This is a genomic window from Cellulomonas sp. P2_B4, assembly GCF_056404795.1.
Genome location: NZ_JBFUDI010000001.1, coordinates 199,474 through 218,052, shown reverse-complemented (window position 1 = coordinate 218,052; position 18,579 = coordinate 199,474). Strand labels below are relative to the sequence as shown.

Sequence of the window (18,579 nt, the reverse complement as noted above, 5' to 3'; positions counted from 1 at the left end):
TGTGACCCACCTCTTCACCCCGCTCACCATCCGGGGCATCACCTTCGCCAACCGCGCCTGGCTCGCGCCGATGTGCCAGTACTCCGCGACCAACGGCAGCCCGAACGACTGGCACCTGGTCCATCTGGGGGCTCGGGCCTCGGGTGGGTTCGGGCTCGTGATCGCCGAGGCGACCGCCGTGGTCCCCGAGGGCCGGATCTCCCCGCAGGACACCGGCCTGTGGCACGACCTGCACATCGCGGAGTGGCGACGCATCACCGACTTCGTGCACGCACGCGGCGCCAAGGTCGGGGTCCAGCTGGCGCACGCCGGTCGCAAGGCGTCCACCTACCGCGGGTTCGACGGCCCGCGCGGCTCGGTCCCGTCGGGCGAGGGCGGCTGGCAGACCGTCGGTCCCTCGGACTCGGCGTTCCCCGGCTACGCGGCGCCGCGGGCGATGACGCTCGAGCAGATCGCCGGGATCCCCAGGGCCTTCGCGGCCGCGGCCATGCGCGCCGACCACGCCGGCTTCGACGTCGTCGAGCTGCACGCGGCGCACGGGTACCTGCTCCACCAGTTCCTCTCGCCGCTGTCCAACGACCGCACCGACGAGTACGGCGGCCCGCTCGAGAACCGCTCGCGCCTGCTCGTCGAGACGGCCGACGCCGTCCGTGCGATCTGGCCGGCCGACAAGCCCCTGTTCGTGCGGCTCTCCGCCACGGACTGGGTCGAGGGCGGGCTGACCGTGGACGAGGTCGCCCTCGTCGCCAAGGAGCTGGGCACCCACGGCGTCGACCTCGTGGACGTGTCCACCGGCGGGAACGCGCCGGCGTCGATCCCCGTCGGCCCCGGCTACCAGGTGCCCGCGGCCCGCGAGGTGCGCGAGACGTCCGGGCTGCCCGTCGCGGCGGTCGGCCTGATCACCGACGCCCAGCAGGCCGAGGCTGTGCTGGCGGACGGGTCCGCTGACGCGGTCCTGCTCGGCCGGGAGGGTCTGCGCGACCCGTTCTGGCCACTGCGCGCCGCGCACGAGCTCGGGGTCGCGACCGGCGCGCTGCCCGTCGAGCCGGGCTCGGCCGACGTCGTCGAGGGCACGTCGGCGACGGGCTGGCAGGCGCCGTACGTGCGCGGCACCTGGGCCTGACGCCGTCGGGGACGAGCCGGATCAGATCGCGTAGGTCGCCTGGGCGGGTGGCGTGTACTCCGCGGCGCGCGAGACCGCGGCGGCGACCCTCGTCGTGACCTCCGGGTTGAAGACGCTCGGCACGATGTACGTGGGGTTGAGCTCGGCGTCGGTGACCACCGAGGCCAGCGCGTAGGCGGCCGCGAGCAGCATCTGGTCCGTGATCCGGTGCGACTGCGAGTCGAGCAGGCCGCGGAAGACGCCCGGGAACGCCAGCACGTTGTTGATCTGGTTGGCGAAGTCCGAGCGGCCGGTCCCGACGACGGCCGCGTGCAGGGCCGCGTCGTCCGGGTCGACCTCGGGGCGGGGGTTGGCGAGCGCGAACACGATCGAGTCCTTGGCCATCGTCGCGACGTCATCGCCGGTGATGACGTCGGGCGCCGAGACGCCGATGAACACGTCGGCGTCCTTCAGGGCGTCCGGGATCGAGCCCGTGATCCCGCGCGGGTTGGTGACGGCCGCGGTCCACACGAGCGACTCGGCCAGGCCCGGGCGGTCGTGCCGGATGACGCCCTCGATGTCGGCGACGACGACGTCGCGCGCACCCGCGGCGAGCAGGAGCTTGAGCACCGCCGTGCCCGCCGCGCCCGCGCCCGAGAGCACGATGCGGACGGTGTCGAGCTGCTTGCCGACGACCTTCAGCGCGTTGGTCAGGGCCGCGACGACGACGATCGCCGTGCCGTGCTGGTCGTCGTGGAAGACTGGGATGTCGAGGCGCTCGCGCAGGCGAGCCTCGATCTCGAAGCACCGCGGCGCCGAGAAGTCCTCGAGGTTGATCCCGGCGAACACGGGGGCGATCGCGCAGATCGTCTCGACGATCTGGTCCACGTCCTGGGTGTCGAGCGCGATCGGGAAGGCATCGATCCCCGCGAACCGCTTGAAGAGCACCGCCTTGCCCTCCATGACCGGCAGCGACGCGAGCGGGCCGATGTTGCCGAGCCCGAGGACCGCGGTGCCGTCAGTGACCACGGCGATCGTGTTGCGCTTGATGGTCAGGCGGCGGGCGTCCTCGGGGTGGGCCGCGATGGCCTCGCAGACGCGCGCGACGCCGGGCGTGTACGCCATCGAGAGGTCGTCGCGGTTGCGCAGCGGGACCTTGGACTCGATCGACAGCTTGCCGCCGAGGTGCATGAGGAACGTGCGGTCGCTGACGCGGTCGACGACGACGCCGGTCAGGACCCGCAGGGCGTCGACGATCTCCGAGGCGTGCTGCTCGCCGCGCGTCGCGCAGGTGACGTCGACCGTCATCTGCTCGTGGCCCGAGGCCGTGACGTCGAGGGCCGTGACGATGCCGCCGGCCTTCTCGATGGCGGTGGTGAGCTCGCTGACCGCCGTCGGCCGGGCCTGCACCTCCAGCCGTGCCGTGATGGACGAGGAGACGCTGGGTGACACCATCCGGCCATTGTGTCGCTTTCCCGCTCGTAGGGTGGCGCGCGTGAGCCTCGAGCCCCTGATGCACCTGCCCGGAGTCCGCGACGCCGTCGAGCGTGCGCGCGTCGCGTGCGAGGAGCTGCGCTGGCACGAGGCCTACCGGCGGCGCTGGCGCGAGGTGCGCGCCGAGGCCGGGCTGCGCTCGACGCGTGAGTCGGCCGCCCTGGAGGGTGCGCGCGTCCCGTTGGCCGTCGTGCGCTCGCTGGCCACCGGGGGTTCTTCCGACGACGAACCCGTCGTGGCCGGTGCGCTGCGCGCGACGGTCGTCGTGGAAGAGCTGATGCCGGCCCTCGGCGCTCGCGGAGCGGCCGCGCTGCCGCCGTTCGGACAGCTGCTCGCGCGGGTGCATGCCGCCGCGACCGGCGGGTGGCTGCCGGACGAGCACGTCGGTCGGCTCCGCGGGGACCTCCCACCGGCGGACCTGACCGGGCTCGGGCCGGCGCTCGCGGGGGATGCGCTCGCCGCTCGGGTGGACCTGCTCGCCTCGACGGTGGGCTCGTCGGACGCGCCCGCGCTCGTCGTCGCCGCGGTGGTGCATGCCGAGCTGCTCACGCTGCGGCCGTTCCGCGCGGGCAACGGCGTCGTCGCGCGTGCGACGGCCCGGCTGATCGCGACGACCCGCGGGCTGGACCCGACGGGATCGGTCGTCGAGTCGTGGTCGCTGAACCCCTACCTCGGCGCGGCGGCGGGGTTCGCGACGGGGACGCCCACCGGTGTGGCGGCCTGGATCGAGGCCTGCTCGCTGGCCACGGTCGAGGGCGCCGCACGGGCGCGTCGGGTGGCCGACGGCGTGCTCGCCGGGTCCCTCCCGGACGACTGACCCGACGTCCGTCCGGACGTCCGGCCGCGTCTCAGGTGCAGGCCGAATTCGTCCCACCCAGCGGACGGCTGTCCCAGCATGCGTCGGCCCGACCGTCCTGGCCTGCGGTCGGACCGGTGGGGGTTCCCATATGTCGCACACCGGAGTAGCAAGGAGTCACAACAGCATGACCCGCGAGGGCACCCACGCGCAGGAGAGCCCACCTATGGGCAGGTCGACCGGGCTGGTCCCGTAGCGACCGACGACGGTGCACGCATGATCACCCTCCGGTCATCGTTGGCGACGGCGCCCTCTCGGGGGCGCTGTCGTTCGTCAGGGGCGTGTGCGACGGTGCCGCAGGACGAGCCAGACGACGAGTGCCGCCGCCGCCGCGAGGACCAGGGCGCCCGACGTGATGACGCGGGCCGGCGGGCGGGGGAACGAGAACAGCGGGACCGGGCGCTCGAACGTGAGCGAGCCCCAGTCGTTCTCCGCGGCGAGCCGGCGCAGGGCACGGTCCGGGTTCACGGCGAACGCGTGGCCGACCACGCCCAGCATCGGCGCGTCGGTGATCGAGTCGGAGTACGCGTAGCAGTCCGCCAGGTCGTACCCCTGCTCGGCGGCGAGCGCCTCGATCGCGGACGCCTTGTTCTCGCCGTACGCGTAGAAGTCGATGTCGCCGGTGTACCGGCCGTCGACCACGTTCATGCGCGTCGCGATCACGTGGTCCGCGCCGAGTGCGGCCGCGATCGGCTCCACCACCTCGGAGCCGGACGCCGACACCACCACGACGTCCCGGCCGGCCGCGTGGTGCTCGTCGATGAGCGCGACCGCCTCCAGGTACACCGAGGGGTCGATCGACTCGTGCAGGGTCTCGGCGACGATCGAGGAGACCTGTGCGACGTCCCACCCGGTGACCATCCGGCTCAGCTGGGCACGCAGGCGCTCGGTCTGGTCCTCGTCGGCACCCCCCACCAGGTAGAGGAGCTGCGCGTAGGCGCTGCGCATGACCGCGCGCCGGGTCAGCAGGCCCTCGGCCAGGAACGGCCGGGAGAACGCGGTGGCCGACGACGTCGCGATGATCGTCTTGTCGAGGTCGAAGAACGCGGCGGTCCGGGGCACAGCCGACTGCGACGTCTGCTGGTCGTCCATGGTGCTCCGGGGGTCGGCGGCTGCGTGCTCCCGCGAGCCTAACGGGACTCACCGACACGTGATGGATGACCGGCGCCGACGGGGCCGACTGAGCCGTCCACAGCCCGGCCGCCGGGTGGGTGGGCCACCTTCACCGCCTCCGCCGCACCTCGTCGGCGCAGGCTGGGCCGGAGCCGGCGACCGTCCGGCCGGAAGTGGGTGGACGTGGCTGCACTGGTGCTCGGCGTCGTGGGAGCGTGCGGAGGCGCGGGTGCCTCGACGCTCGCCGCCGCGCTCGCGCGCCAGCTAGCCCGGCGGACCGCGACCGTGCTGGTCGACCTCGACCGCGGCTCGGGCGGGATCGACGTGCTGCTCGGCCTCGAGGGTGTCGACGGCATGCGCTGGCCGGACCTGCGCGACGCGCGCGGGGACGTGGCCGGTGCGGAGGTCGTCGCGCTGCTGCCGCGGTGGGGGTCGTGCGCGGTGCTCAGTGCCGACCGGTTCCGGCCCGGCCCTCCGGAGCCCGCGGTGGTCGTCGACGTCCTGCACGGGCTCTGCGCGGAGGTCGGTGCCGTCGTGCTGGACCTGGATCGCTCCGACGTCGTCGCAGGGGAGTCGTTGGTGGCCGCGTGCGACGCGGTGCTCGTCGTCGCGCCCCGAGACCTCGTCGCCGTCGCGGGAGTCCTGGCGATGCGGCCGATGCTCGACGGAGCCGGCGTCGGGCTGGTCGTCCGGGGGCCCGGGGTGCTCGGGGCGTCCGAGGTCGCCTCGGCCGTCGCGCTGCCGGTGCTGGGCACGCTGCCCCGCGACCGACGGCTGGGCGGCGACGGCGTCCCGCCGCGCGGGCGGACGGCACGGACCGCCGCGCGGCTGGTCGGTGGTCTCCTGTGAGCCTCGATGCCGCCTTCCTGGATCGGGTGCGCGCGAGGGTCGGCACCGGCGAGGCGCTCGAGGTCGCGGTCGAGGCGGCCGCGCGGTCGTCGGGCGTGGTGCTCGGGTCGAGCGCGCTGCTCACCACGGCACGAGACGTGCGCGGCGAGCTGTTCGGCGCCGGTCCGCTCCAGGCGCTGCTCGAGGATCCCGACGTGACCGACGTCCTGGTCAACGGTCCGCAGGACGTCTGGGTCGAGCGGTGCGGGCGGCTGGCCCACGTGCCGCTCGACCTCGGCTCCGAGCACGACGTCAGGGCTCTCGCCGTCCGGCTCGCGGCCGCCGGAGGACAACGGCTCGACGACGCCGCGCCCGCGGTCGACGCGCGCCTGCCCGACGGCACCCGACTGCACGCCGTCCTGCCGCCGGTCGCCGGTGGCGGGGTGCTGCTGAGCCTGCGCGTCGTGCGCTCGCGGGCCTTCACGGTCGACGAGCTGGTCCTCTCGGGGACGCTCGCGCCGTCGCTGGTCCCGGTGGTCCGCGCGCTCGTCGCGGCGCGGGCGAACGTGCTGGTCTCGGGCCGCACCGGCTCGGGCAAGACCACGCTGCTCGCCGCACTGCTCTCGCTGGTCCCCGACGACGAGCGCATCGTCGTGATCGAGGAGGCCGGTGAGCTGCAGCCGCGGCACCCGCACCTCGTCCGGCTCGTCGCGCGACAGCCCAACGTCGACGGTGCCGGTGCGGTCGGGCTCAGCGAGCTCGTCCGGAACGCGCTGCGCATGCGGCCGGACCGGATCGTGCTCGGGGAGTGCCGGGGCGCCGAGGTCCGCGAGGTGCTGGCCGCCCTGAACACCGGGCACGACGGCGGCTTCGCGACCCTCCACGCGAACGCGGCGGCCGACGTGCCGGCGCGGCTGGAGGCCCTGGCAGCGCTGGCCGGCATGTCCCGCGACGCCGTCGCCGCCCAGGCGTCGAGCGCCGTCGACGCCGTGCTGCACCTGCGCCGGGCCGGTGCCGACCGTGGTCTGCGGCACGTGGCCGAGGTCGGGGTGGTCCGTCGGTCGTCCGCGGGCGCGCTGGAGGTGCTCGACGCCGTCCGGGCGGACCCCGGCGGAGCGTGCGTCCGCGGGCCGGGGTGGTCCGCGCTCGCGGAGCGGCTCGGGCTGCGATGACGGTCGTGGCCGGTCTCGCGGTCGCCGCGGCGATCCTGGTGCTCGGCTCGCGGGTCCCGCGTCGCGTGGTCGCCTCGCCCTCGAGGCGGCGTGGGAGCAGGCGACGAGGGCGGTCGTCGCTCGACGCGCCCGAGCTGTCCGCGGTCCTGGCGGCGGCCGCTGCGCACCTGCGGGCCGGTGCCCCGCCCGCGGAGGCCTGGGCGCGGGCGCTGGGCCGTCGTGTGGGCCGGGTGCCGTCCGTCGTCGACCTGACCGGACCGGTCTCGCGCCGGGTTTCGGGCCACGTTCAGCGGGCAGCGGCCGTCGCCGCAGCGGCGCGGTTGTCCGACGAGCTCGGAGCCCCGCTCGCCGCGGTCCTCGACCGGGTCGGTGTGGGACTGGCGGCCGACGAGGAGTGCGAGGGCGAGCGGATAGCGGCGCTCGCCGGTCCCCGCGCCACCGCTCAGGTCCTGGCGTGGCTGCCCCTGCTCGGGCTCTTGCTGGGCGTCGCGCTCGGCGCCGACCCGGTCGCGGTGGTGCTCGATGGCGGGGTGGGGACCGCGGCGGCCGTGTGCGGTGTCGGGCTGGTGCTGCTCGGGCGGTGGTGGACGAAGGCGCTGCTGGCGCGTGCGGAACGCGACGCCGGAGCGTCGACGGGCCGGCGCCCGGGTGGCCTCGACGCGCCGCCAGGTCGGCAGGCCGGCGGCGTCATCCCGCGGCGGGCGGCATGACCGGTGTTGTCGTGGTCCTCGCGGTCCTGGGTGCGACGAGCCCGTGGTGGTGCCGTCGACCGGTCCGCGCGTCGCGGCCACGGGGCACGGCAGCCGCAGCGCCGGTCGCGTCGGACCCGGTGCTGCTCCTCGACCTCGTCGAGGTCGCGCTCTCGACCGGCGCGTCGGTGCCGCGCGCGCTGGAAGCCGTCGGCTCGGCGGTCGGTGGTCCGTCCGGCGAGGGCCTCGCGCGGGCGTCGGCGTCGCTCCTGCTCGGGGCGTCCTGGCGATCCGCGTGGGCGGGGTCGCCGCCGGCACTCCAGCACGTCGCCGACGTTCTGGAGGCGAGCTGGACCAGCGGCTCCGCGCCGGGACCCGCGCTGCGCGCACGCGCGGACCAGCTCCGTCGTCGGCGTCGCGCGCGTGCCCGGGCCGCGGCCGGGGCGCTCGGCGTGCGACTCGTCCTGCCGCTCGGGCTCTGCTTTCTGCCCGCGTTCGTCCTGCTCGGCCTGGTGCCGATGGTCCTCAGCCTCGCGACCGGGCTGTTCGGGTGACGCATCCACAGCCCGCTCCGTGTCGGTCGCGCGCACCAATCGTCGGTGGGCCGGTTCGGCGGTCGTGCACCGCCGCAGGCTGGGTGGGACGCCGCAGTGGCGTCGTCCCGAAGGAGAGGTGAAGGCCATGAAAGAGGACGAGGGGAACGCGACCGCCGGGACCACCGAGCGGGGGGCGCCGCCGTGGCAGGAGCCGATGTCGGCGGACCGGTCGGTGCACTTCCTCGAGCCCCGGCTCGCGGCGCGCCGTCGACGAGCCGTCCTGCCGACCTTCGTCGCGACCGTGCGGGACCGTGGCCGGCACGTCGGCGACGAGCTCGCCGAGGCGGGGATGGCGACCGCCGAGTACGCGATCGCGACGCTCGCGGCGGTCGGGTTCGCGGGGCTGCTGGTGGTGATCCTGCGCGGCAACGAGGTGCGGGGGTTCCTGCTCGCGATCATCCGGCAGGCGCTGGGGCAGTGACGGGTCGACGCCTCGCCCGGCGCGTCGCCGGCGCCCGAGATCGGGGGAGCGTCACGGCGGAGCTGGCGGTCGGGCTGCCCGCCGTGGTGCTCGTGCTCGTCGCGCTGCTCGCGGTGTCGTCGGCGGCGATCGCCCAGACGAGGTGCGCCGACGGCGCGCGGGCCGGCGCGCGGTCGGCGGCGCTCGGTGAGGACGATGCGGCGGTCGTGGCGACCGCGCGCCGGGTGGCCGGCGCAGGTGCGGAGGTGAGCGTGTCGCGCTCCGACGGCTGGGCGAGCGTCACGGTGTCGGATGCCGTCGGTCCCTGGCGGGGCGTCCCGCTGCGCGCGTCGTCGACGTCCGTGGCGCGGGACGAGCCGTGAGCGCGTTCCGTCGCTGGCGGACCGTTGCTCGCGGCCGCCACGGACCCCGGGCTCGACGGCCGTGGCGTCCGTCCGTGAACGACGAGGGGTCGGGGACCGTGATCCTGATCGGGCTCGTGTGCGTCGTGATCGTCATGGCCGCGTTCCTCGGGCTGCTCGCCTCGGCACAGTCGGCACGGGCACGCGCTCAGGCGGCCGCCGACCTCGCGGCGCTCGCGGCGGCGTCGCGGCTCCTGCCGCTCGGGGCCGGGGACCCGTGCGGTATCGCGGGCCAGACCGCGTCACGCAACGGCGGACGGCTGGCGGTCTGCGAGGACGAGGGCGGCGGGGTGGTGCGCGTGCGGGTCGTCGTGTCGACGCAGGTCGGTGCCGCGTCCGCCGAAGCCAGGGCCGGCCCGGCATCCGCGCGTGGCTGACGACCGGMGCTCGATCGGCGGGCGGGTTTCTGCCGACCGGCACGCTCAGGCGGGGGCGTGGGCGAGGACCGCGTCGAGCAGGCGGACGGCGGCGGCCTTCTCCAGCGGGTTGTTGGCATTGCCGCACTTGGGCGACTGGACGCACGCGGGGCAGCCCGAGACGCAGCGGCAGGCGGCGATCGCGTCGCGGGTGGCCCTCAGCCAGGTCGCGCCCAGGGTGAACCCGCGCTCCGCGAAGCCGGCACCGCCGGGGTAGCCGTCGTGCACGAAGACCGTGGCCATGCCCGTGTCCGCGTGCAGTGCTGTGGACAGGCCGCCGAGGTCCCAGCGGTCACACGTGGCGAGGAGCGGGAGGAGCCCGATCGACGCGTGCTCGGCGGCGTGCAGGGCGCCCGGGGCTGTCTCGGCGTCGACCCCGGCGGCCTCCAGGACGGAGGCGGGCGCGGTCCACCAGACGGCGGTCGTGCGCAGCGTGCGCTCGGGCAGGTCCAGCGTCTCGTTGCCGAGGATCTGCAGGTCGGGGATGCGTTTGCGCTGGTAGCCGGTGACCTGGGTGGTGACGTCGACCGCGCCGAACCCCCAGGTGACCGGTCCCCACGGGACCTGCGCGTCGACCGAGCGGATCTCGGTGCTCGTCGCGTGCCGGGACCAGGTGCCGTAGTCGACGTCCCGCCGCGTGACCAGGGCGACGCCGTCCTCCAGGCGCAGCTCGTCGACGACGAAGGTCAGCCCCTGGTGCACGTAGACCGCGCCGGTGTGCACGGTCGAGTCGGCGGACCCCGCATCGACCGTGCCGAGCAGGCGGCCGGTCACGGACTCCACGACCCGGACGGGGTCGCCGCCCGAGCCGCGCAGGTCGGTCAGCCGGCTGGCCACCTCGTTGCGCGTCCAGTACCAGCCCGACGGCCGCCGGCGCAGGGCACCGCGCTCGACCAGCTCGCCCAGCAGCTCGAACGTGCGCGGGCCGAAGCGGTCCAGCTCCTCGAACCGCAGCGGCAGCTCGGCGGCCGCGGCGCAGAGGTGGGGAGCGAGGACATAGGGGTTGGTCGTGTCGAAGACCGTGGCCTCGACCGGGGTGTCGAAGATCGCCTCGGGGTGGTGCACCAGGAACGTGTCGAGCGGGTCCTCGCGCGCGACGAGGGCGACCAGACCGTCCGCACCGGCCCGCCCGGCGCGGCCCGCCTGCTGCCACAGCGAGACGCGCGTGCCGGGCCAGCCCGCGATCAGCACCGCGTCGAGCCCCGAGATGTCGACGCCCAGCTCCAGGGCGTTCGTCGTCGCCAGGGAGAGCAGCGACCCCGTGCGGATCGCGTGCTCCAGCGCGCGCCGCTCCTCGGGCAGGTAGCCGCCGCGGTACGCCGACACCTTGCGGCCGAGCGACGGGTCGACCTCCTCGAGGTGTCCGCGGGTCGAGGCCGCGACGGACTCGGCGCCGCGACGCGACCGCGTGAACGCGAGGGTGCGCGCGCCCGCGATGGTCAGGTCGGCCAGCAGGTCCGCGATCTCGGCGGTCGCGGTGCGGCGGGGCCGGTCGGCGGGTTCGCTGACGACGCGCTCGCCCGTGCCGACAGGCCCGGAGCCCTCGCGCGCGATGGCCAGCGCGGACAGCGCGGTGGTCGCCGAACCCGCGGAGCCCACGCCTGGGTCGCCGGGCGCGACGCTCGGGTCGCTCGTCGTCGAGGACCCCCAGACGTCGTCGGGCTTGGGCGGGCCGAGGTCGTCCGGTGCGCGCGCCAGGTCCGGCAGCGGCAGGTCGGTGGCCCAGGGGTCGTCGTCGGACACGGGGTAGGCGACGCCGGGCAGCTCCGGGGGCTGCCACAGCACGAACGTCTTGCGACCGGCGGGGGAGGCGTCGGTGGTCACGGCGGTGACCTCGGACGGGTCGACGCCGATCAGCCGGGCGGCGCTGACCGCCGGGTCGGAGGTCGTCGCGGACGCGAGCAGGAACGTCGGCGTCGCGCCGTAGGACTCGGCCAGCCGCCGCAGCCGTCGCAGGACCAGCCCGACGTGCGCACCGAAGACGCCGCGGAAGGCGTGGCACTCGTCGAGCACCACGAACTGCAGCGAGCCGAGCAGCCGGGCCCACCGCCGGTGCTGCGGCAGGAGCGCGAAGTGCAGGAAGTCGGGGTTGGTGAGCACGACGTCGGCGTACTCCTGCACCCAGCGCCGCTCCTCGAGCGAGGTGTCGCCGTCGCAGGTCGCGATCCGGGTGTCCTGCGTCCGCGACGCGACGAGCAGCCGGTCGAGGGCGACGAGCTGGTCGGCGGCCAGGGCCTTGGTCGGGCAGAGGTACAAGGTGGTGGCACGTCGGGCCAGCGACTCGATCCGGCCAGGGTCGAGCGTCGACCGGGCCGCGGCCGCGCGGACGCGGGAGAGCGCGGGCAGCCAGAACGCGAGGGACTTGCCGGAGCCGGTGGACGTCGCCAGGACCGTGTGCCGGCCGGACCAGGCCGCATCCGCCGCCGTCGCCTGGTGGGTCCACGGCCGCTCGACGCCGAGCGCCCGGTACCCGCGCACCAGGTCGACGTCGGCCCACGAGGGCCAGTCCGCCTGGGTGCCCTCCCGGGCAGGCAGGTGCCGGACGTGGGTCATCCGGTCGGCTCGTCGGCCCCCGGCGAGCAAGACGTCGAGCAGCTCGCCGGATCCCACCACCGGGTCATCCTCGCACCGGGTGACGCCCGCGCTGGCAGGATCGGAGCATGGCGGCCCGCATCGACCTCAACTGCGACCTCGGAGAGGACGTCGACCCGTGGGCGCCGGGGGTCGACGGTCTGGACACGCTGCTGCTTGACGTCGTGACCAGCGCGAACGTGGCCTGCGGGTTCCACGCTGGCGATGCGCGCGTGATGGCGGCGGTCTGCCGGGCCGCAGCGGTCCGCGGCGTGTCGATCGGTGCGCACGTCTCCTACCTGGACCGCGAGCACTTCGGACGCCGTGTCCTCGACGTGCCGCCGGACGTGCTGCGCGCGCAGGTGGCCTACCAGCTGGGCGCCCTGCAGGCCGTCGCGCGCACGGTCGGCGCCACGGTCGCCTACGTGAAGCCCCACGGCGCGCTCTACAACACCGTGGTGCACGACGAGGGGCACGCGCGCGCCGTCGTCGAGGCCGTCGACCTGCCGATCGTCGGGCTGCCGGGCTCCGCGGTGCTGGCGCTCGCGGAGCAGCGGGGTCTGCGCACCGTGACCGAGGCGTTCGCCGACCGCGGCTACCGCGCCGACGGGACTCTCGTGCCCCGCTCGCAGGACGGTGCGCTGGTCACCGATGCCGCGCAGGTCGCGGCCCGGGTGGTCCGGATCGCCGACGAGGGGCTGGTGACCTCCGTCGACGGCACGGACGTCGAGGTGCGCGCCGAGTCCGTGTGCGTCCACTCCGACACCCCCGGCGCCGTCGTGCTCGCGCGGTCGGTCCGGCGCGCCCTGGAGGAGTCCGGCGTCGTGGTCCAGCCCTTCGCGACGACATGAGCGGGGCCGTGGGCGTCGAGCCCGACGAGTTCCGCGTGGTGCCGTTCGGTGACGACGCGGTGCTCGTCGAGCTCGCCGACCTCACGGCCGTCCGGGCCCTGGATGACGCGATCCGTGCGGCCCGCGAGGCGGTGGTCCCCGAGAGGGAGGCCGACGAGGGCGAGGCGCCCGGCGCAGGGCGCTCGGCGGTCGTCGCGACGATCGTCGACCAGGTTCCCGCGGCGCGCACGCTCCTGCTGCGGGTTGCCCCCGGCGCGGACCCCGTCGCGCTGGAGCCCGTGGTGGCCGAGGCGTGGGCGCACCGCACGGCTGCCGTCGCCAGGTCCGAGGCGGGCGAGCTGGTCACGCTCGAGGTCGCCTACGACGGCGAGGACCTCGACGGTGTCGCCGAGCTGACCGGGCTGTCGGTCGCCGAGGTCGTCGCCCGCCACACCGGCGCGGAGTACACGGTCGCGTTCGGCGGCTTCATGCCCGGCTTCGCCTATCTGACCGGCCTCGACCCGGTGCTGCGCGTCCCGCGGCTGGCGTCCCCGCGGCAGAAGGTCCCGGCCGGGTCGGTCGCGATCGCCGACGAGTTCAGCGCGGTCTACCCGGCGGCTACCCCGGGCGGCTGGCGGCTGCTCGGGACGTGCAGCACCAGGCTGTTCGACGTCGACCGCGACCCGCCCGCGGTCCTGCCGCCGGGCACCCGGGTCCGGTTCGTGGAGACGCGATGATCGAGGTCCTCGACCCCGGTGTCCTCACGCTCGTCCAGGACCTCGGCCGGCCGGGCTGGGCGCACATCGGCGTGGGTCGATCGGGTGCGGCCGACGCGGGGTCGCTGCGGCTCGGCAACCGGCTCGTCGCCAACGACGAGGGCGCCGCAGGCCTCGAGGTGCTGCTCGGAGGGCTGCGGGTCCGGGCCACCACCGCGCTGACCGTGGCGGTCACGGGTGCGCCCGGACCGGTGTGGGTGGCCGGGACGCCCGTCGCGCACAACGCGGTGCTCGAGCTGGTCGCCGGTGCCGAGCTCCGGGTCGGCACGTCGCCGCACGGACTGCGGTCCTACGTCGCGGTGCGCGGCGGGATCGACGTGCCTCCGGTCCTGGGCTCGAGGTCCACCGACCAGCTGGCCGGCATCGGCCCGGCCCCGCTGCGTGCCGGCGACGTGCTCCCGGTCGGGGCGCCACCGCAGGAGTGGCCGTTCGTCGAGCTCGCCCCGGAGCGCCCGTGGCCGACCCACGTCGTGCTGCCGGTGACCGCCGGCCCGCAGGTCGACTGGTTCGACGACGGGCTCGCGGTGTTGTGCGGAGACGAGTACACGGTGACGCCGGCGACGAACCGAGTTGCGCTGCGCCTTGCGGGACGGGCGGTCCAGCGGCGCGACTCGGCCGAGCTGCCGTCCGCCGGGCTGGTACCCGGGGCCGTGCAGATCCCGCCGGACGGTCAGCCCGTCGTCTTCGGCGTCGACCATCCGGTGACGGGCGGCTACCCGGTGCTCGCCGTCGTCCGCCACCGAGCCATCGACCTGCTCGCCCAGGTGCGGCCCGGGGAGGCGGTCCGGTTCGTCGTCGGCTGAGGGCGCGACAACCCCAGAACCGGTCGGACCGTCAGCGGTACCCCGACGCGTCCGCGGGCAGACCGGCCCCCTGCACCTCCGCGAGGTAGCGCCAGCAGTCGGGCCGCGAGCCGTCGACGTCGGTGAACCCGTACTCCTGGGCCAGCCCGCCCGACGAGAACGAGCCGCCGTTGTGGCGGTGCAGGTCCGGGTCGGCGGCGAGCGCGGCGACGGCCCGTCCCACGAACAGCGGGCTCTCGGAGATCGCGGCGAAGTGCCGGTCGGACGCGTTCTGCCAGTTCTCCTCGGTCACGCCCATGTGCTCGAGCATCATCTCGGAGCGCAGCCAGCCCGGGGTCAGGGCGACCGCGGTGCCGCCGACCGGGGCGAGCTCGTGGCCCAGCGTGAACGCGAGCCGCACGGGGACGGCCTTGGCCAGGTCGTAGAACGACGAGACCCGATAGGTCGCCTCGTTGTACTCGCGCGTCCCGTCGGTCATCTCGACGACGAGCCCGCCCGGGGCGCGCGACAGCAGCGCGAGCGCGAAGTGGTTGGTGACGAGGTGCGTCCGCGTCACGTTGTCGAGCATCCGCAGGCCGCCCGCAAGGTCGTGCTCCCAGACCGGCACGTCCCACTCGATGAGGTTCTCGCCGCCCCACACGTCGTTGACCAGCACGTCGAGGCGCCCGTGGTCGGCGTCGATCCGCTGCACGAGCGCCGCGACCTCGTCGGGAACCGCGTGGTCCACCCGCACCGGGATGCCCGTCCCGCCCGCGGCCGACACCCGCGCGGCGGTCTCCTCGATCGTCTCGGAGCGGTCGTACGACGAAGATGAGAACGACGAAGAGGAGGACGACGAATCGGAGGACGACGACGAGCGCGCCGCGCTGCTGCGCCCGGTGCAGTACACCGTCGCGCCCGCCTCGCCGAGCGCCACGGCGATCCCACGACCCGCACCACGCGTCGCCCCGGCGACGAGCGCGACCTTCCCTTCCAACGTCACGCCCGCGACCGTAGCGACTCCCACCGACACGCACCCGGCAGGGTGAAACCTGCCGTGTCCGGTTTGTCAGATATTGACACGGTTCCCCCGAGGGCGTGAACTCGGCAGCGGGACGACTGGCCGCCGGCGCCGCGGCGTCCGCTCCCGCTCACCGGGGAGCCACCGATGCGTGCTCGCAAGGGTGTCGTCGCGCTCGCGGTGGGCGCGTTCGTCGTCGGACTCGTCTCCCCTGCCGCCGCGAGCGGCGTCGCACCGGGACTGCCGCAGCTCGTCGCGCCTGCCGCGGGCTCGACCGTCCCGACCGGTGGTCAGCTGCAGGTCCGGGCCAATGACCCGGACGACGCGCGCGTCGACGTCACGTTCCACGCAGCAGCACGCACGGCGGGCACCCCCGGTGCCGGAGCGCCGTTCACGTTGATGCTGATGCCGGACACGCAGAACTACGTGAGCACGTCGGCGAACACGGACATCATGCGGCAGCAGGCGCAGTGGATCGCCGACACCAAGAACCAGCTGAACACGGTGTTCGTGGCTCATCTCGGCGACATCGTCGGCGTCGACACCTCGGTCACGCAGTGGCAGCGCGCCTCGCAGTACATGGGCATCCTCGACGCCGCGAACATCCCGAGCGCGGTGCTGCCGGGCAACCACGACATGAACCTGACGACGGGTGAGGCGCCGCTCTACCAGCAGTACTTCCCGGTCAGCCGGTACGCGAGCGCGGGGTGGAACTCGCCGACCGCGTCCTACGGCGGCTACCTCGGGCAGGACCAGTTCGGCGACGACCCCGTCGACCGGCAGAACCTCGACAGCTACTCGCTGTTCAGCGCGGACGGCATGGACTTCCTGCTGCTCAGCCTCGAGTTCAACGCACCGGACTACGTGGTCGACTGGGCCAAGCGCGTGCTCGCGGCGTACCCGGACCGGCGCGCGATCATCGCGACCCACAGCTACATCTGGATGACGGGCGAGCTGACCACCCAGGTCGCGCGTCTGGACGGCGGCAACAGCGGCGTCGACCTGTGGAACAAGCTCGTCCAGCCGAGCTGCTCGGTGTTCCTCGTCGTGAACGGGCACTTCTCCGACGACGTCACGGCCGAGGCCCGGCGCACCGACACCAACGCGTGCGGCAAGCCCGTGCAGTCGATGCTCACCGACTACCAGGACCGCGACCGCGGCGGGAACGGCTGGCTGCGGTACCTGACGTTCGACCCGGCGGCGGACCAGATCCGCGCGACGACGTACTCACCGTTCCTCGGCCAGTTCGAGACGGACGCCGACAGCGCGTTCACGGTGCCGTACGACATGACCACGCCCGCGCCGCTGCCGGTCGTCGGGACCGCGAACGTGGCCGCGGGCGCGGTGGCGTCGGTCGCCGTACCCGACCTGCCCCTGGGCACGGTCGTGGACTGGTACGCGACGGTCGACGACGGCACGACGGTCACCCGCGGGCCTACCTGGTCGTACACGGCGGCGGGCGCCGGACCGACCGTGCTGGGCAGCGACGGGTTCGGCCGTACGGTGGCCAGCGGCTGGGGCACCGCAGAGGTCGGCGGCGCGTGGACGCACACGGGTGGCAATCCCAAGTTCTCCGTGGCGTCGGGGGTGGGCCGAGAGACGATCCCGCCCGGCTACACGGTGACGTCGGCGCTCGCGGGGGTCTCGTCGACGAGCACGGACCTGTCGTTCACGGTCGGCACCGACCGGGTGCCGGACACGGCGCTCTACCTCACGGCGTCGGCCCGGCTCGTCGGCACCGCCGATTACGGCGCGCGCATCAAGGAGCTGCCCGGCGGCATCGTGCAGCTGCACCTCATGCGCTCGGGGACGGCCCTCGTCGGCAACACGGTCCCCGGCCTGGTCCTGGCCCCCGGGGAGAGGCTGCGCGTCCGCGTGCAGGTCGAGGGCACCGGTCCGACGACGATCCGCGCTCGCACCTGGAAGGCCGGCGCCGCCGAGCCGAGCACCTGGCAGTACACGACGACCGACGGCACCGCGGGCCTGCAGGTGCCCGGGGCAGTCAGGCTCACCAGCTACATCGGCTCGGCGATCACGGGCGGCGCGCTCCTCGTGTCGTTCGACGACGTCCTGGCGACGGGCGTCGGCACCACACCGCCGCCGGCCAACGTCGCGCCCACGCCGCGGATCGTCGCGACCCCGACCGGTCTGAGCGTCGCCGTGGACTCGGGCACCTCGAGCGACCCGGACGGCACGATCGTGTCGCGCGCCTGGACGTTCGGCGACGGCGCCACCGCGACGACGCCCGCCGCGAACCACACGTACGCCGCGGCAGGCACCTACACCGTGGGCCTGACGGTGACGGACGACGACGGTGCGTCGGCGACCACCACGACTCCCGTCACGGTCACGGCCCCGCCGGCCAACGTCGCGCCCACGCCGCGGATCGTCGCGACACCCACGGACCTGACGGTCGCGGTGGACTCGGCCACCTCGAGCGACCCGGACGGCACGATCGTGTCGCGCGCCTGGACGTTCGGCGACGGTGCGACGGCCACGACGGCCGCCGCCAGCCACACGTACGCCGCGGCAGGGACGTACACCGTCGGCCTGACCGTGACGGACGACGACGGTGCGTCGGCGACCACCACGACTCCCGTGACGGTCACGGCCCCGCCGGCCAACGTCGCGCCCACGCCGCGGATCGTCGCGACACCCACGGACCTGACGGTCGCGGTGGACTCGGCCACCTCGAGCGACCCGGACGGCACGATCGTGTCGCGCGCCTGGACGTTCGGCGACGGTGCGACGGCCACGACGGCGGCCGCCAGCCACACGTACGCGGCGGCCGGCACCTACACCGTCGGCCTGACGGTGACGGACGACGACGGCGCGTCCGCGACGACGACCAGCCCGGTGACCGTGACCGCGCCACCGGTGCAGACGGCGCTCGCCGTCGACGCGTTCGGCCGCACCGTGACGGGCGGCTGGGGGAGCGCCGACCTGGGCGGCGCGTGGACGCTCACCGGCGGCAACACGCGGTTCTCGGTGAGCGGCGGCGTGGGCCTGGAGGCACCGGCGCCGGGCGGCACGGTCACCGCGAAGCTCGCGGGCGTCGCGGCCACGTCCACCGACACGCAGGTCACGCTGGGGCTCGACGCCGTCCCGACGGGCACGATCCAGCTGGTCGTCGCCGGTCGCGTGGTCGGCACGGCCGTCTACGGGGCCCGCGTGAAGCTGCTGAGCACCGGTGGCGTCCAGCTGTACACCGACCGCAGCGGCGCGGCGATGTCCGGCGGGACGCTGCCGGGCCTGACGCTCGCGGGCGGCGAACGGCTCCGGGTCAGGGTGCAGGTGCAGGGCGTCTCGCCGACGACGCTGCGGATCCGCGCGTGGAAGGTCGGGGCGCCCGAGCCCGCGACCTGGCAGTACACGGCGACCGACTCGACCGCCGGCCTGCAGAGCGCGGGAGCGGTCCACCTGCAGACCTACCTGAGCTCGACGGCGGCGGCCACGGCGGTGCGGTTCGACGACCTCGCGGTCACGCCGGTGGGGTGAGTCTGTTTGAATG

At 74.8% G+C, this 18,579-nt stretch carries 17 protein-coding genes; 13 read left to right on the top strand and 4 right to left on the bottom strand.

What is annotated here, in order from left to right; genetic code table 11:
- Position 1: 1 nt before the first annotated feature.
- The gene (locus AC1DZC_RS01110) at positions 2-1,123 is read left to right on the top strand and encodes an NADH:flavin oxidoreductase/NADH oxidase (protein WP_477041942.1); all 1,122 of its coding nucleotides are present in this window, start codon (positions 2-4) and stop codon (positions 1,121-1,123) included.
- Between the two features lie 21 nt (positions 1,124-1,144).
- Here AC1DZC_RS01110 and AC1DZC_RS01105 read toward each other — a convergent pair whose 3' ends face one another.
- Positions 1,145-2,557: an NAD-dependent malic enzyme gene (locus AC1DZC_RS01105; protein ID WP_477040471.1), complete on the bottom strand. Its 1,413-nt coding sequence runs from the start codon at positions 2,555-2,557 to the stop codon at positions 1,145-1,147.
- Positions 2,558-2,597: 40 nt separating this feature from the next.
- Here AC1DZC_RS01105 and AC1DZC_RS01100 point away from each other — a divergent pair, with 40 nt between their 5' ends.
- A complete protein-coding gene (locus AC1DZC_RS01100) occupies positions 2,598-3,413 on the top strand; it encodes a Fic family protein (protein ID WP_477041941.1) in 816 nt (271 codons plus the stop codon).
- A 312-nt stretch (positions 3,414-3,725) separates the two neighbouring features.
- Here the strand turns inward: AC1DZC_RS01100 and AC1DZC_RS01095 are convergent, their stop codons facing one another.
- Positions 3,726-4,544 carry an HAD family hydrolase gene (locus AC1DZC_RS01095; protein ID WP_477041940.1) on the bottom strand — a complete coding sequence of 273 codons (819 nt, stop codon included), beginning with the start codon at positions 4,542-4,544 and terminating at the stop codon, positions 3,726-3,728.
- A 204-nt stretch (positions 4,545-4,748) separates the two neighbouring features.
- Between AC1DZC_RS01095 and AC1DZC_RS01090 the strand changes: the two genes are divergently transcribed.
- From AC1DZC_RS01090 to AC1DZC_RS01060, 7 genes are all read left to right on the top strand, one after another.
- Positions 4,749-5,414: a CpaE-like family protein gene (locus tag AC1DZC_RS01090; protein ID WP_477041939.1), complete on the top strand. Its 666-nt coding sequence runs from the start codon at positions 4,749-4,751 to the stop codon at positions 5,412-5,414.
- Entirely contained in the window at positions 5,411-6,565 is a 1,155-nt protein-coding gene (locus AC1DZC_RS01085; RefSeq protein ID WP_477041938.1) for a TadA family conjugal transfer-associated ATPase, read from the top strand. Before AC1DZC_RS01090 ends, AC1DZC_RS01085 begins: the two co-directional genes overlap by 4 nt.
- Entirely contained in the window at positions 6,562-7,275 is a 714-nt protein-coding gene (locus AC1DZC_RS01080; protein ID WP_477041937.1) for a type II secretion system F family protein, read from the top strand. Before AC1DZC_RS01085 ends, AC1DZC_RS01080 begins: the two co-directional genes overlap by 4 nt.
- The gene (locus AC1DZC_RS01075) at positions 7,272-7,808 is read left to right on the top strand and encodes a type II secretion system F family protein (protein WP_477041936.1); all 537 of its coding nucleotides are present in this window, start codon (positions 7,272-7,274) and stop codon (positions 7,806-7,808) included. Before AC1DZC_RS01080 ends, AC1DZC_RS01075 begins: the two co-directional genes overlap by 4 nt.
- A gap of 127 nt (positions 7,809-7,935) precedes the next feature.
- A complete protein-coding gene (locus AC1DZC_RS01070; protein ID WP_477041935.1) occupies positions 7,936-8,271 on the top strand; it encodes a DUF4244 domain-containing protein in 336 nt (111 codons plus the stop codon).
- Entirely contained in the window at positions 8,268-8,633 is a 366-nt protein-coding gene (locus AC1DZC_RS01065) for a TadE family type IV pilus minor pilin (protein WP_477041934.1), read from the top strand. The genes AC1DZC_RS01070 and AC1DZC_RS01065 overlap by 4 nt, the downstream gene beginning before the upstream one ends.
- A 74-nt stretch (positions 8,634-8,707) precedes the next feature.
- Complete coding sequence (locus AC1DZC_RS01060) at positions 8,708-9,049, top strand: Rv3654c family TadE-like protein (protein WP_477041933.1); 342 nt, start codon at positions 8,708-8,710, stop codon at positions 9,047-9,049.
- Between the two features lie 45 nt (positions 9,050-9,094).
- On the opposite strand, the gene AC1DZC_RS01055 is transcribed toward AC1DZC_RS01060, so the two are convergent.
- A complete protein-coding gene (locus tag AC1DZC_RS01055; protein ID WP_477042129.1) occupies positions 9,095-11,641 on the bottom strand; it encodes a DEAD/DEAH box helicase in 2,547 nt (848 codons plus the stop codon).
- A gap of 107 nt (positions 11,642-11,748) precedes the next feature.
- Here AC1DZC_RS01055 and AC1DZC_RS01050 point away from each other — a divergent pair, with 107 nt between their 5' ends.
- From AC1DZC_RS01050 to AC1DZC_RS01040, 3 genes are read left to right on the top strand one after another with little or no spacing between them, the layout of a single operon-like run.
- Positions 11,749-12,510: a LamB/YcsF family protein gene (locus AC1DZC_RS01050; RefSeq protein WP_477041932.1), complete on the top strand. Its 762-nt coding sequence runs from the start codon at positions 11,749-11,751 to the stop codon at positions 12,508-12,510.
- Complete coding sequence (locus AC1DZC_RS01045; protein WP_477041931.1) at positions 12,507-13,226, top strand: 5-oxoprolinase subunit B family protein; 720 nt, start codon at positions 12,507-12,509, stop codon at positions 13,224-13,226. The genes AC1DZC_RS01050 and AC1DZC_RS01045 overlap by 4 nt, the downstream gene beginning before the upstream one ends.
- Positions 13,223-14,068: a 5-oxoprolinase subunit C family protein gene (locus AC1DZC_RS01040; RefSeq protein WP_477041930.1), complete on the top strand. Its 846-nt coding sequence runs from the start codon at positions 13,223-13,225 to the stop codon at positions 14,066-14,068. Before AC1DZC_RS01045 ends, AC1DZC_RS01040 begins: the two co-directional genes overlap by 4 nt.
- A gap of 31 nt (positions 14,069-14,099) precedes the next feature.
- Here AC1DZC_RS01040 and AC1DZC_RS01035 read toward each other — a convergent pair whose 3' ends face one another.
- Positions 14,100-15,050, bottom strand: coding sequence for an SDR family oxidoreductase (locus AC1DZC_RS01035; RefSeq protein WP_477041929.1), 951 nt, complete (start codon positions 15,048-15,050; stop codon positions 14,100-14,102).
- Between the two features lie 165 nt (positions 15,051-15,215).
- Here AC1DZC_RS01035 and AC1DZC_RS01030 point away from each other — a divergent pair, with 165 nt between their 5' ends.
- On the top strand, positions 15,216-18,566 hold the full coding sequence (locus tag AC1DZC_RS01030) for a PKD domain-containing protein (protein ID WP_477041928.1): 3,351 nt from the start codon (positions 15,216-15,218) through the stop codon (positions 18,564-18,566).
- Positions 18,567-18,579 lie beyond the last annotated feature (13 nt).

Excerpts from the sequence above, each read along its gene's own strand:
- AC1DZC_RS01105 (WP_477040471.1), bottom strand. The coding sequence starts at position 2,557 with ATGGTGTCACCCAGCGTCTCCTCGTCCATCACGGCACGGCTGGAGGTG.
- AC1DZC_RS01095 (WP_477041940.1), bottom strand. The coding sequence starts at position 4,544 with ATGGACGACCAGCAGACGTCGCAGTCGGCTGTGCCCCGGACCGCCGCG.
- AC1DZC_RS01080 (WP_477041937.1), top strand. The coding sequence starts at position 6,562 with ATGACGGTCGTGGCCGGTCTCGCGGTCGCCGCGGCGATCCTGGTGCTC.
- AC1DZC_RS01075 (WP_477041936.1), top strand. The coding sequence starts at position 7,272 with ATGACCGGTGTTGTCGTGGTCCTCGCGGTCCTGGGTGCGACGAGCCCG.
- AC1DZC_RS01070 (WP_477041935.1), top strand. The coding sequence starts at position 7,936 with ATGAAAGAGGACGAGGGGAACGCGACCGCCGGGACCACCGAGCGGGGG.
- AC1DZC_RS01055 (WP_477042129.1), bottom strand. The coding sequence starts at position 11,641 with ATGACCCACGTCCGGCACCTGCCTGCCCGGGAGGGCACCCAGGCGGAC.
- AC1DZC_RS01050 (WP_477041932.1), top strand. The coding sequence starts at position 11,749 with ATGGCGGCCCGCATCGACCTCAACTGCGACCTCGGAGAGGACGTCGAC.
- AC1DZC_RS01045 (WP_477041931.1), top strand. The coding sequence starts at position 12,507 with ATGAGCGGGGCCGTGGGCGTCGAGCCCGACGAGTTCCGCGTGGTGCCG.
- AC1DZC_RS01040 (WP_477041930.1), top strand. The coding sequence starts at position 13,223 with ATGATCGAGGTCCTCGACCCCGGTGTCCTCACGCTCGTCCAGGACCTC.
- AC1DZC_RS01030 (WP_477041928.1), top strand. The coding sequence starts at position 15,216 with ATGCGTGCTCGCAAGGGTGTCGTCGCGCTCGCGGTGGGCGCGTTCGTC.